Here is a 12893-nt window from a genome sequence, read left to right as displayed (position 1 = left end):
TAACAGATTGTAGGGTATAGATTGAGAATAAATGGAATTAGCAATGACTTGGTTGTGGGATAGAGCAGATGGCTACGGTATTTATATCGTTCTCATGTTGCTGATTGCTCTCATCTGCTGGCATCTTTATTCACGTTATCAGTCGCATATTGAACAGCTTCTTCTTTCTACTCCGTCACCACTTTATTTCGTCGATGTGCGAAGTGGAGAGACTCTCTATGCCAATCGCCAAGCGATGCAGTTGCTTGGCATCCGCCAAATCGGTGTTAATTTTCGCTTTCCTACCGTGGAGAGTGAGAACAGCTTTCGCCACGATTTAACCAATCACATCAACTCTCGAGCCTTCGAGCAGGTCTCCCTGTGGGCGCTTTCTGAATTTGAGTCGTTTAAGATCAACTTAGTCGGTCGTAAGATCCATTTTAGAAATAAGCAGGCTTGGATGATTCACGCCTCACCTTATAAAAACACCAACGAAGAATTGTCCCGAGAAGTTCGAGAATTGAATGTTGCTCGTACCGCTTTGGATTCTTTGTCTGAGTTGATCTACGTGAAAGATCAAAAGGGTGAGTTGGTCGCAAGCAATCGTTCGTTTAAAAAGTTTTGGCATGGTCGTCCTGAAGAGGGCACTTTGAGTGTGTCTGGCGGTGCATTAAAAGGTCGTGTCAGTGAACGTTCTTGGACAACCGATCAGGACGGCAAAGGGTGTTTGCTCGAAACCTATCAAAGTGTGCTGCTTTCCCAAGATGGAGAAACAATCGGCACGCTCTCTATTAGCCATGATGTGACCGATTGGCATGACATGCAGCAGAAACTGCGTGGCGAAATGGAGAAGCGAAAAGATACCGAGGTGGCTTTAGCGCAGCGTGATACGATTTTACAAAACATCTTAGAGGCGAGTCCGGACTCGATCGGTATTTTCAATCAGAATATGGTGTACCAAGCTTGTAATAAGCCGTTTGTGACAGCGTTGGGTATCTCTCAGGTTTCAGATCTGGTCGGAAAGCGTCTGCAAGATGTGGTGCCAAATAATATTTATTCACGCTTAGCAGACACGGATCATCAAGTACTTCATCAAGGCAAGTCTCTGCGTTATGTCGATAAACTGGTGTTGAGCAGTGGCGAATTGAGTTGGTATGACGTTGTAAAATCACCATTTAGAGATCCGGCATCGGGCACCAATGGTGTGTTGATCATGGCGAGAGGCATTACCGAGCGATACCTCGCGGAACAGAAATTGGAAGAAGCGAATTTTGAGCTTGAGCGCTTAAGCTTTATCGATAGTCTGACTCAGGTTGCGAACCGTCGCCGTTTTGATGAGCAGCTTTCGATCTTGTGGCCTCACCATGTGCGAGAGAAGTTACCGCTAACGATTATGCTGTGTGACATCGATTCCTTTAAAGGCTATAACGATTTTTATGGACACCAACAAGGCGATGATGCGCTGGTACAGGTCTCTCAAGCGTTCCAACAGGTTGTTAGTCGCTCATCCGATTGCGTGGCGTGTTACGGGGGGGAGTTTGGCTTCATTCTACCGAACACGAACTCGGAAGGGGCTTTGCAGGTAGCCACTCGTATCCATCAACAAGTGCAAGCACTTGAAATTGAGCATAAGCAATCAGCGGTGTCTGAATTAGTGACGGTCAGTATGAGGATTATTTCCTACATACCCACGTGTGATGATCAAATTGAATCAGCCATCGCATTGGCCGACAGTGCACTTTATCAAGCAAAGTCTGAAGGGCGAAATCGCTCCAGCGTACATCCATTCTCCATTCTCCATTCTCCATTTGATTCAGGCTGCGTCTTCATTTCCCTCCCTCTCTGTTTTAAACAATACCGTGCCAGTCTCTTGTTGCGTGTGATGAAGCTAGCTTACCTCGTTTCCTTAAACAGGGTAGAATATTGCTAGTCTTATCGCATGGAGCGCTAAATGAAACCAATGAAAAATCTTGCCCAGTATTACGTTGATCTACTCGTAAAATTGGGGATTGTCCGCTTTTCTATTTTACTCGCTCTAGCGCTGGTTGCTTTAGCTGTAGTCGTACAGGTTGGTATTACCCTTGTACTCAAAGGCAATGTTGATGACAGCGATATTATCCGTTCTGTTTTCTTCGGTTTAGTGATCACACCTTGGGCGGTCTATTTTCTGTCCGTGGTGGTTGATCAGCTAGAAGAGTCTCGTCAAAGGTTGGCGAAGCTGGTGTCTAAACTGGGTGATATGCGTGAGCGAGACCAAGAGCTAAATAATCAATTACAGCTGAATATTGAGAAGCTCAATCAAGAAATTGAAGAGCGTGAAAAAGCCGAGGAAGCGCGTGCTGAAGCGATGCAGGATCTCGAGAATGAGGTGTTTCAGCGTGAACGAACGCAAGTTGAATTGGCTGAACGTACGGCACTGCTGCGCTCATTTATCGATGCATCACCCGATCTGATTTACTATCGTAATGAAGAGGGTGTGTTCTCCGGTTGCAACCGTGCTGTGGAAGAGCTCACAGGTAAAACCGAAAAAGAGTTGGTGGGTTTAACCCCATGGGATGTCTACAGCAAAGAAGTGGCACAGCAGGTGGTCGATACCGATGAAAAAGTGTTTGTCGACAACCAGGCGGTGACTTATGAACAGTGGCTAGAGTATCCGGATGGTCACAAAAATTACTTTGAACTGCGTAAAGTCCCTTTCTATAGCAAGGATGGTCGCCATTTGGGCTTAGTCGGTTTTGGTCGTGACATTACCGAGCGTAAAGAGCATCAAGAATCTCTAGAGAAAGCGAGTCGTGATAAAACCACCTTTATCTCAACCATCAGCCATGAATTGCGCACTCCACTCAACGGTATCGTCGGCTTAAGCCGGATGCTGCTAGATAGTCCTTTGACGGATGAGCAGCGTAAGCAGTTGCAAACCATTAAGGTTAGCGCGGTAACGCTAGGTAATATCTTTAACGATATTATTGATATGGATAAGTTTGACCGTCGCAAGCTGGAATTACTCCCAACGCTGATTAACTTTGAAGATTTCGTGGTTGAGATGGAGAGTATTTCAGCGCTGATGGCTGAACAAAAAGGACTAAGGTTCGACCTAGAAAGGTTATCCGATCTGCCAACGGCCGTTAAGGTGGATGGTACTCGCCTTAGACAAGTACTGTGGAATTTGATCAGTAATGCAATGAAGTTTACTAAGGATGGTGGGGTGGTCATGACGGTCAGCGCTGAGCTAGACGGTGACTTTACTAATATTACGCTGGAGGTAGAAGACACCGGAATTGGCATTCCTGACAGTGAAATCGATAAGATCTTTGGATTGTACTATCAGGTGAAATCAGGCTCTGACAACTTACACGCGGTTGGTACTGGCATTGGCCTTGCTGTGTCGAAGCAGTTAATCAACATGATGGAAGGTGATATTGAAGTCACCAGTGAAGAAGGCTTTGGCAGTACCTTTACCGTGTCGATCCGTGTTCCGGTTAATCATGACACGCAAGCCCTGAATAAGACCCCAAGAAAGCAATCGAGCCTCAAGATTTTCATGGTTGAAGATATTGAGCTCAATATTACCGTGGCTCGTTCTCTTCTGGAAAGCTTGGGTCACGAGGTTACGGTAGTGATGACGGGCAAAGAAGCGCAGATTGTTTTCAATCCACAGGATTATGATTTGGTGTTGTTGGATATCCAACTGCCAGATATGACGGGCTTCGATATTGCTCAATACTATCGCGAGCAATACAGCGAGTTGCCACCCTTGGTAGCCCTAACCGCTAACGTATTGAACAACAAGCAAGAGTACCTAGAAAAAGGGATGGATGATGCGATCAGCAAGCCACTGTCGGTTCGCGCAATTCAAGATGTGATCACTCAGTTGGTTGAAGATACATCGCCAAGCCTTGAGAGCGGTAAGCGCATTAAGAAAGAAGAGGACATCAATACACAGTCAGCTTCTATTGGCCCTGTTTCTAGTCACATTACCTCTAGTCATATGGCTTCGATTGACACCACTTTGCTTGATATTGATATGCTAGAGTCTTATGTAGATATTGTTGGCCCGAAACCGGTTTTGGATAGTATCGTGATGTTTGAAAAGATGATGCCGGAATATATGGCAATATTAAACGCCAACATGGCGGCGAAAGATCATGCCAGTATCGTTTTAGAGGCGCACAAGATTAAAGGCGCAGCCGGCTCCATTGGTTTGAAACGCATCCAGCAAGTTGCACAGAAAGCCCAGTCTCCAGATATGCCAGCTTGGTGGGAGCATATTTCAGATTGGGTTAATGAAATAAATAATGAATACCGGAATGATATTGAGGTATTAAAGAGTTGGTTAAACCAAAGGTAGAAGAGTAATGAAAAAATTAGCATTCGCCGCATGCATAGTGGCATTAGCGGGTTGTTCTGCATCGCAAGTAGAATGGCAACAAGATAATCAAGTCAAAGTGTCTTCAGCGACAGTCACCATGAAAAGCAACCTTTGGCTGAACAAGATGCCGTCTATTGGAGAGGCTCAAGATAAGACGCTGCATGGCTCCATTTACCTAGAGTCTGATTCGCAATTACCGGCTACGCTTGCGGTTGAGAGTGTTACGGTTAAACAGGGTGCAGACACCTTGTTGGTAACGGCTGACGATCTTGATTTAAGAACACACAGTGAAACTCAATGGGAAGTCGCGTTTGTATGGCAGCTAGAGATCGACAGCGACAAGTCTGTTGATGTAGCGGTTGAATTGAAAGATGGCGAAACCGTGAAGTGGCTAGTCGAGAAAGACGTTAAGGTGGATACGGTTTACTAAAACCTTATTCAATTAAGAACAATAAAAAGGGAGAATGCGTAGGCACTCTCCCTTTTTAATAACTATTGATGACGTTTCTATTGTTCAAAACACTTACTGGTTAGCAGTGCAAAACGGCAGAAGCGCGAATCGAATTAGTCTTCTAGGTCACCACAAAAGCGGTAGCCTTCACCGTGAATCGTTGCGATGATTTCTGGTGTACCAGAAACTGATTCAAAGTGCTTACGAATACGACGGATTGTTACGTCTACTGTACGATCGTGTGGCTTAAGCTCACGGCCAGTCATCTTCTTAAGAAGGTCTGCACGTGTTTGGATCTTACCTGGGTTCTCACAGAAGTGAAGCAGAGCGCGGAACTCTGAACGAGGTAGCTTGTAGCCTTCGCCATCAGGGCTAACCAGAGAGCGGCTGTTGATATCTAGTACCCAACCGTTGAACTCATACTTCTCAACGCTACGCTTCTCTTCTTGAACAGAGTTTGTGCTCATTGAACGATTAAGAAGGTTACGTGCACGGATAGTTAGTTCACGAGGGTTGAATGGCTTAGTGATGTAGTCATCAGCGCCAATTTCTAGGCCAAGGATCTTATCGACTTCGTTATCACGACCCGTTAAGAACATAAGCGCTACATTTGCTTGCTCACGCAGTTCACGTGCAAGCAGTAGGCCATTCTTACCAGGAAGGTTGATGTCCATAATTACAAGGTTAACTTGGTTGTCAGAGAGCACTTGGTGCATCTCTTCACCGTCGCTAGCCTCAAAAACAGCATATCCCTCTGCTTCAAAAATACTCTTTAGAGTGTTACGAGTTACTTGCTCATCTTCAACGATCAGAATCTGCGGGGTTTGCATTTGGCGGTACCTAAATTTGTGACGACATTGTGCTAATAGAATAAATTCTAGGCAAAAACATAACATAAAGGTAATGTATTTTAACGATAACTTAAAGTTTTCAGAAAAATACTTACTTCTAGCTATCTGCCTTCCTTGAAGTATTGCCCAACAACGTAGATCCAGTACGCCTTTTCATCATTCTGTTAGTGATTGCCGAGGATTCTATAATTTTAACAGCATGCTAACAACGCGAGAATGTTAATTCCATTCACTTTATTGATTTACATCAATTGCCGGATTGCAACAAACTTTAATAGTATGGCTACAACTTGACTAGTGTTAAGGTGATTATTTAGTAGCTAAACTAGAATGGTTATTCGAGACAGCGGTTATATGTGGCCTGCGAAGTAGCTCATTATGAGTCAAGGAGGCGGAAATCTGGCCCTAGATTCTAGTATCTAAATATGTGTAATCTATTTTTTGTTCAGTATTAAACTGGGCGTATATTTATGAAAACAAAGGATTAATTTTAACAACCTATAAAAGCATAGAGGCGAACCTGACTTAACGGGTAATGCCTACTCACGGAGGATATATGCAAGATATAACACCAGACCTATGTGATGAATTTGGGAGCAAAGTCAACTTACTGAACATGCCACTACAGAGCTTCGGTCAGCGTAGTGCGTTTTGGGGGGAAATTGTAACAATTCGTTGCTATCACGATAACTCTAAGGTTCGCGAGGTTTTAGAGACTGACGGACGAGGTAAAGTTCTGGTTGTGGATGGCAATGGCTCATGCCAGAAGGCGCTGCTTGGTGATCTACTTGCCGTTCTTGCGATAGAAAATGGTTGGGAAGGTGTCATTGTGAACGGTGCAGTGCGTGATGTGGTTATGATGTCGCAAATGGATCTTGGCGTTCAGGCGCTGGGTACATCGCCATTCAAAACAGAGAAGCGCGGTGTCGGTCAAGTTAATGTCACTCTCTCTATACATAATCAACTGATTCAGCCGGGGGATTATATTTATGCTGATTGGAATGGTGTGTTAATTTCATCAGAGTTGTTAATTAAGTCGTAACGATATTAAAAGCGAAACCCTAAGCCCAATTCAACCCCTTGCTGCCACTCTTCATAGTCGAGGGTGGCATGCAAGTCGAGATTATCGGTCAGTTGTAGTCGGCTGGAAAGCTCTGCGGCCACCGACTGCTCACTGCCTTCTGTCTCATCTTTATAGGTATGAAGAGAACTGTTAAAAGAGACCCTCTCTGAAAACTGGTAGCTGACACCACTCAGTAACCCACTCTCATATTTCAGTGAAGCGCTGTTGATACGAGTACCCACATAAAGATCGACATCACTAAACAAGCTATAAGCATAGCCGCTATCCACTTTCCAAGTATCAAAGCTTTCATTCGATGCATTTTGCGTTGAGATAAAGAACTTATGGGAGGAGCGATCGCTCTGGCTGGAGAGCTGAGGCAAACTATTCGCTGAACAAACAACAGGCATAGCAAAGGCTAAAAGAATTAGTAATCTCTTCATTTCCCACTCCTGATGTCATTATTATTGTTCTTCGAACGTTATCGTTCAATTAAAGCACAGAACCTGCATGCCCGCTGTACTATCAATATAGCATTTAGTTATGTACATATATAAAATTGATTGCACTTGGTGCAATGGCGCGCAATCTCGACCTGAATTGGAGGTTTGTGTCGGTGTTTTATCCTTGAAATGACGGTTTGCACTAAAAAACGATACGAATGTAAAAAAAACGCAACTTTTCGTTGACGTATAGTACTAAAAATTGATACACGTAGAGTAAAGCACAAGCAGAGTATTTAAGATGCAGCACGTAAGCCACTTAGTAATGACCACGACCATTATTATTACCGACATTAATATTGTTGGGGCAGGCTGCTAAGTAACGGATTTTAAAAAAAAGGCCTGTATCCAACAAGATACAGGCCTTTTTTTGTACCATTTTTATGACTTATGGAGAAAGGGATGCGCGTTTTAAAGTTTGGAGGTTCATCATTAGCTGATGCCGATCGTTTTTTACGAGCGGCTGATATCATTGCTAATAATGCCCAGCAAGAAGAGTTAGCTGTTGTACTATCGGCTCCAGGTAAAACAACCAATAAGTTGGTCGCTGTTATTGAAGCGGCACTGCAAGAAGGTGAAGCCGACCAGCAAATTACAGAGATCGAATCATCATTTGCTGAACTATTTACCGAGATCAAAGCCGTTGTTCCTACTATCGATGGTTCGGCGTTCCAACAACAAGTCGATACCTCTCTTGCACAGCTGAAGCAGTTTGTGAATGGCATTAACTTATTGGGTATGTGCCCGAATCATGTGAATGCTCGCATCATCAGTAAAGGTGAGCGCATCTCCATCCAGTTGATGAAAGCGGTACTTGAAGCCAAAGGTCAACCAGCGAGCCTGATCGACCCCGTTCAATACCTCTATGCTAAAGGTGACCACCTTGAGGCTATGGTTGATGTGGACGTTTCTACTCAGAACTTCCGTCAGTCACCGCTTCCACAAGGTCATGTCAATATCATGCCGGGCTTTACAGCAGGTAACGATAAAGGTGAGCTAGTAACGCTTGGTCGTAATGGATCTGACTATTCAGCTGCGGTTCTTGCGGCATGTCTGCGCGCGGATTGCTGTGAGATCTGGACGGATGTAGACGGTGTTTACAACTGTGACCCACGCTTGGTCGATGATGCTCGCCTTCTTAAATCACTCAGCTACCAAGAAGCAATGGAACTCTCTTACTTTGGCGCATCGGTTCTCCATCCGAAAACCATCGCGCCGATTGCGCAATTCCATATTCCTTGTCTAATTAAAAACAGCTTTAACCCACAAGGTGCGGGAACGTTGATCGGCCAAGACACAGGCGAAGACAACCTAGCGATCAAAGGCATTACAACGCTAAGTGATCTCACCATGGTTAACGTATCAGGCCCGGGTATGAAGGGCATGGTCGGCATGGCGAGTCGTGTCTTCGGTGCGATGTCTTCTGCTGGCGTTTCTATTGTCCTTATTACTCAATCTTCTTCTGAGTACAGCATCAGCTTCTGTATTGAATCAGCTGACAAAGTGAAAGCGAAGCAAGTGTTGTCAGACGCGTTTGAACTTGAACTGAAAGATGGCCTATTAGAGCCAGTTGAGTTCATGGATGATGTGGCCATTGTCACGCTGGTGGGGGACGGTATGCGTACTTCACGTGGCGTAGCATCTCAGTTCTTCTCTTCTTTAGCGGAAGTGAACGTCAACATTGTTGCGATTGCTCAAGGCTCTTCAGAGCGCGCTATCTCCGCAGTGATCCCTGAAGATAAAATCTCAGAAGCGATCAAGGCGTGTCACGAGAACCTATTTAATTCTAAGCACTTCCTTGATGTATTCGTGGTCGGTGTCGGTGGTGTCGGTGGTGAACTGGTTGATCAGATCCAACGTCAACAAGATAAGCTCGCTGAAAAGGGCATCGTGATCCGCGTTTGTGGTTTAGCAAACAGCAAAGGTTTGTTACTCGATGGTGACGGCCTACCATTAGAGCAGTGGCGTGATCGCATGTCGAGCGCAACGGAAGAGTTTAGCCTAACGCGCTTGAGCGCTCTTGTTCAGCGTAACCACATTATCAACCCAGTCTTAGTTGACTGTACGTCTAGCGAAGGTATTGCTGCGCAATACGCGGATTTCCTAGCGGCTGGTTTCCACGTGGTTACACCAAACAAGAAAGCCAACACAGCGAGCATGGCTTACTACCATCAGTTGCGTGAAGTTGCCCGTAATTCACGTCGTAAGCTGATGTACGAGACAACGGTCGGCGCAGGTCTTCCGGTCATCGAAAACCTACAGAATCTAATCTCTGCAGGTGATGAGCTTGAGAAGTTCAACGGCATTCTTTCTGGTTCACTGTCTTACATCTTCGGTAAGCTGGATGAAGGTATGACACTGAGCCAAGCAACCAACATTGCTAAAGACAACGGCTTTACTGAACCGGATCCACGTGATGACTTATCAGGTATGGATGTAGCGCGTAAGCTACTTATCCTTGCACGTGAAGCCGGCATGGCACTTGAGCTTGAAGACGTTGAAGTCGACCAAGCATTGCCACCGGGTTTTGATGATTCAGGCACTGTGGCAGAGTTTATGGCTCGCTTGCCAGAAGCGGATGCTTACTTCCAAGAACAGTCAGCTATCGCAGCAGAAGAAGGCAAAGTACTTCGTTATGTTGGTGAGATTACCGATGGTAAATGTAAGGTTCGTATCGCAGCTGTTGATGGCGATGACCCAATGTTCAAGATTAAAGATGGCGAGAACGCGCTGGCATTCTACAGCCGTTACTACCAACCAATCCCGCTAGTACTTCGTGGTTACGGTGCGGGTACTGAAGTAACAGCAGCAGGCGTATTCTCTGATGTGATGCGTACTCTTGGTTGGAAATTAGGAGTTTAGGAATGAGTTCAAGTGATATGGATGTTGTCGTTTATGCTCCTGCATCAATCGGTAATGTCAGTGTAGGGTTTGATGTGCTGGGGGCCGCTGTGTCTCCAGTGGATGGCACACTGCTGGGTGACCGAGTTATGGTTAAAGCAGGTGATGAACCATTCTCACTTAAAACTGCAGGCAGCTTTGTTTCTAAGCTGCCAACGGAAGCCAAAGAAAATATCGTCTACGACTGCTGGGTGGTGTTCTCTAGAGAGCTTGATAAAAAAGGCGGTGCGCTAAAGCCTTTGGAAATGACACTCGAAAAGAACATGCCTATCGGTTCTGGTTTAGGTTCAAGTGCATGTTCAATCGTAGCGGCGCTTGATGCGCTTAACCGTTTTCATGGTCAGCCACTGAATGAAACTGAACTGCTTGCTCTGATGGGTGAAATGGAAGGTAAGATTTCAGGCGGTATTCACTACGATAACGTTGCGCCATGTTACCTTGGTGGCGTGCAATTAATGCTTGAAGAGCTAGGCATCATTAGCCAAGAAGTCCCATGTTTTGATGACTGGTACTGGGTGATGGCTTATCCGGGCATTAAGGTTTCAACGGCAGAAGCGAGAGAGATCCTACCATCTCAATACCGTCGTCAGGATATCATTGCTCATGGTCGCCATTTAGCGGGTTTCATTCACGCGTGTCACTCAGGTCAGCCTGAATTGGCGGCGAAGATGATCAAAGACGTGATCGCTGAACCATATCGTGAGAAACTGCTTCCAGGGTTTGCTGATGCTCGCAAATACGCCTTGTCGGCCGGTGCGCTGGCGACGGGTATTTCTGGTAGTGGTCCAACCCTATTTAGCATTTGCAAAGAGCAAGATGTCGCCGAGCGTGTTGCACGCTGGTTAGAACAAAATTACGTACAAAATGAAGAAGGATTCGTTCACGTTTGTCGCCTAGATAAACAGGGTTCGATCGTTACAGGAAGTGAGTTATGAAGCTGTACAACATCAAAGAAAATGATGAACAAGTCTCTTTTGGTCAAGCCGTTCGTCAAGGCTTAGGCCGTAATCAAGGTCTATTTTTTCCATCTGAACTGCCTAAGTTTAATGATATCGATGCGCTGCTAGCAGAGGACTTTATCCCTCGTAGCGCAAAGATCCTATCGGCGATTATCGGTGATGAGCTACCGAAAGAGACGATCGATCAGATGGTGGATGCGGCATTCCAATTCCCAGCACCAATCAACCAAGTCAAAGACGGCGTTTACGCGCTTGAGCTGTTCCACGGTCCAACACTGGCGTTTAAAGATTTTGGTGGCCGCTTTATGGCTCAATCTTTAGCAACCGTGTCTGACGGTGGTCAAATCACTATCCTAACGGCAACCTCAGGTGATACTGGTGCGGCAGTTGCGCATGCTTTCTATGGCATGGAAGACATCAATGTGGTGATCCTGTACCCGAAAGGCAAGATCAGCCCGCTGCAAGAGAAGCTGTTCTGTACACTAGGTAAGAATATCCACACCGTCGCGATTGATGGCGATTTTGATGCGTGTCAGGCGCTAGTGAAAGATGCATTTGATGACGCTGAACTGCGTAAAGAAATTGGTCTTAACTCAGCAAACTCTATTAACATCAGCCGTCTAATGGCTCAGATCTGTTACTACTTTGAGGCGGCTTCTCAGCTAACCAAAGAGCAGCGTGAGAACCTGGTTATTTCTGTACCAAGTGGTAACTTCGGTAACCTAACTGCGGGTCTATTGGCTAAAGCGCTAGGTCTACCTGTAAAGCGTTTCATCGCAGCAACCAACGAAAATGACACGGTTCCTCGTTACCTAGAAACAGGCCAATGGGATCCAAAACCGACAGTTGCGACCACATCGAACGCGATGGACGTAAGCCAACCAAATAACTGGCCGCGAATTGAAGAGCTTTGCCAGCTGAAAGGTTGGGGCTTAGATACTCTCGGCAAGGGTAAAGTATCTGACGAGCAGAGCGCTGAATCTGTACGCGATCTAAAAGCACAAGGTTACCTGTGTGAGCCACATGGTGCGATTGCTTACCGTCTATTGGAAGAGCAACTGCAAGAGAACGAGACGGGGCTGTTCTTATGTACTGCGCACCCGGCGAAGTTCAAAGAAGTGGTTGATGATATCTTAGGTACGGATATTGAATTGCCAGGCCCGCTGGCTAAGCACGCAGCTATGGAATTGCTGTCTGAAGATCTAGATAATGACTTTGAAGCGCTGAAAACAGTACTTCGTCGAGTTCAACCGTAACGTACATCTGTATTGTTGAACAAATAAAAACGGCGCTCAATGAGCGCCGTTTTTGTATTCTAATTCAAGCTCTAAAAATTATAGAGACTCAGTGAACGTACGTGCGATAACGTCACGTTGCTGTTCAGTCGTTAGAGAGTTGAAACGTACAGCGTAACCCGATACACGGATAGTTAGCTGTGGGTAGTTCTCTGGGTGAGCAACAGCGTCTTCTAGCGTTTCACGCTTAAGAACGTTAACGTTTAGGTGTTGACCACCCTCGATGCGTGGTGCTGCTTCGATTGCAACTTCGCGGCTTTCGTACTCGCCTAGGTCTGCAGATGAGATCACTTGGTCAGCTTCGAAACCAGCGGTAGCAACAACACAACGAGCTTCATTCTTTTCGCTGTCTAGTAGCCAGATTGAGTTCAGTAGTTCATCGTTTGCTGCTTTAGTAATTTGAATACCTTGGATCATAACTATCTCCTAGTCCACTAAATGTGGTTTGATTATGGTGTTAACTTTTGATTTTTTATTGAGCTGGGTAATATATACCTGATGCCTGTAAGGTTATCATTGATT

At 45.5% G+C, this 12893-nt stretch carries 9 protein-coding genes, 1 pseudogene and 1 other annotated feature; of the genes and pseudogenes, 7 read left to right on the top strand and 3 right to left on the bottom strand.

The genetic code is table 11. The annotated features are described in order from the left end of the window. Nucleotides 1-31: 31 nt before the first annotated feature. The 3 genes and pseudogenes from Q1A70_RS00145 to Q1A70_RS00135 form a co-directional block, all read left to right on the top strand. Nucleotides 32-1774, top strand: a pseudogene (locus Q1A70_RS00145) (diguanylate cyclase); the annotation flags it as partial. Nucleotides 1775-1930: 156 nt separating this feature from the next. Then, entirely contained in the window at nucleotides 1931-4327 is a 2397-nt protein-coding gene (arcB, locus tag Q1A70_RS00140) for an aerobic respiration two-component sensor histidine kinase ArcB (RefSeq protein ID WP_299685430.1), read from the top strand. Between the two features lie 7 nt (nucleotides 4328-4334). Then, nucleotides 4335-4778 (top strand): hypothetical protein, encoded by a 444-nt coding sequence (locus Q1A70_RS00135; protein ID WP_299685432.1) that lies wholly within the window; start codon nucleotides 4335-4337, stop codon nucleotides 4776-4778. 134 nt (nucleotides 4779-4912) lie between these two features. Here Q1A70_RS00135 and arcA read toward each other — a convergent pair whose 3' ends face one another. Continuing rightward, entirely contained in the window at nucleotides 4913-5629 is a 717-nt protein-coding gene (arcA, locus tag Q1A70_RS00130) for a two-component system response regulator ArcA (protein ID WP_299685435.1), read from the bottom strand. 577 nt (nucleotides 5630-6206) lie between these two features. On the opposite strand from arcA, the gene Q1A70_RS00125 reads away from it, so the two are divergent. Next, complete coding sequence (locus tag Q1A70_RS00125) at nucleotides 6207-6692, top strand: putative 4-hydroxy-4-methyl-2-oxoglutarate aldolase (protein WP_299685438.1); 486 nt, start codon at nucleotides 6207-6209, stop codon at nucleotides 6690-6692. 5 nt (nucleotides 6693-6697) lie between these two features. Here Q1A70_RS00125 and Q1A70_RS00120 read toward each other — a convergent pair whose 3' ends face one another. Further along, nucleotides 6698-7156 carry a ribonuclease regulator gene (locus tag Q1A70_RS00120; RefSeq protein ID WP_299685441.1) on the bottom strand — a complete coding sequence of 153 codons (459 nt, stop codon included), beginning with the start codon at nucleotides 7154-7156 and terminating at the stop codon, nucleotides 6698-6700. A gap of 314 nt (nucleotides 7157-7470) precedes the next feature. Then, nucleotides 7471-7589: a sequence feature (Thr leader region), on the top strand. A 29-nt stretch (nucleotides 7590-7618) separates the two neighbouring features. Here Q1A70_RS00120 and thrA point away from each other — a divergent pair. Genes thrA through thrC form a run of 3 tightly spaced genes read left to right on the top strand, consistent with a single transcriptional unit; the run spans nucleotide 7619 to nucleotide 12332 of the window. Continuing rightward, nucleotides 7619-10078, top strand: coding sequence for a bifunctional aspartate kinase/homoserine dehydrogenase I (gene thrA / locus Q1A70_RS00115; protein WP_299685443.1), 2460 nt, complete (start codon nucleotides 7619-7621; stop codon nucleotides 10076-10078). 17 nt (nucleotides 10079-10095) lie between these two features. Next, nucleotides 10096-11052 carry a homoserine kinase gene (thrB, locus tag Q1A70_RS00110; RefSeq protein WP_299685508.1) on the top strand — a complete coding sequence of 319 codons (957 nt, stop codon included), beginning with the start codon at nucleotides 10096-10098 and terminating at the stop codon, nucleotides 11050-11052. Next, nucleotides 11049-12332, top strand: a complete 1284-nt coding sequence (gene thrC / locus Q1A70_RS00105; protein ID WP_299685446.1) for a threonine synthase — start codon at nucleotides 11049-11051, stop codon at nucleotides 12330-12332. The genes thrB and thrC overlap by 4 nt, the downstream gene beginning before the upstream one ends. A gap of 78 nt (nucleotides 12333-12410) precedes the next feature. Here thrC and grcA read toward each other — a convergent pair whose 3' ends face one another. After that, nucleotides 12411-12788: an autonomous glycyl radical cofactor GrcA gene (gene grcA, locus Q1A70_RS00100; RefSeq protein ID WP_299685449.1), complete on the bottom strand. Its 378-nt coding sequence runs from the start codon at nucleotides 12786-12788 to the stop codon at nucleotides 12411-12413. Nucleotides 12789-12893: the final 105 nt, after the last annotated feature.

This window comes from uncultured Vibrio sp. (assembly GCF_947488985.1).
GTDB lineage: Bacteria > Pseudomonadota > Gammaproteobacteria > Enterobacterales > Vibrionaceae > Vibrio.
This window is presented reverse-complemented; position numbering and strand designations above follow the sequence as displayed.

Bases quoted from the DNA above. Each gene is read 5' to 3' on its own strand.
- arcB (WP_299685430.1), top strand. From the start codon at position 1,931: ATGAAACCAATGAAAAATCTTGCCCAGTATTACGTTGATCTACTCGTA.
- Q1A70_RS00135 (WP_299685432.1), top strand. From the start codon at position 4,335: ATGAAAAAATTAGCATTCGCCGCATGCATAGTGGCATTAGCGGGTTGT.
- arcA (WP_299685435.1), bottom strand. From the start codon at position 5,629: ATGCAAACCCCGCAGATTCTGATCGTTGAAGATGAGCAAGTAACTCGT.
- Q1A70_RS00125 (WP_299685438.1), top strand. From the start codon at position 6,207: ATGCAAGATATAACACCAGACCTATGTGATGAATTTGGGAGCAAAGTC.
- Q1A70_RS00120 (WP_299685441.1), bottom strand. From the start codon at position 7,156: ATGAAGAGATTACTAATTCTTTTAGCCTTTGCTATGCCTGTTGTTTGT.
- thrA (WP_299685443.1), top strand. From the start codon at position 7,619: ATGCGCGTTTTAAAGTTTGGAGGTTCATCATTAGCTGATGCCGATCGT.
- thrB (WP_299685508.1), top strand. From the start codon at position 10,096: ATGGATGTTGTCGTTTATGCTCCTGCATCAATCGGTAATGTCAGTGTA.
- thrC (WP_299685446.1), top strand. From the start codon at position 11,049: ATGAAGCTGTACAACATCAAAGAAAATGATGAACAAGTCTCTTTTGGT.
- grcA (WP_299685449.1), bottom strand. From the start codon at position 12,788: ATGATCCAAGGTATTCAAATTACTAAAGCAGCAAACGATGAACTACTG.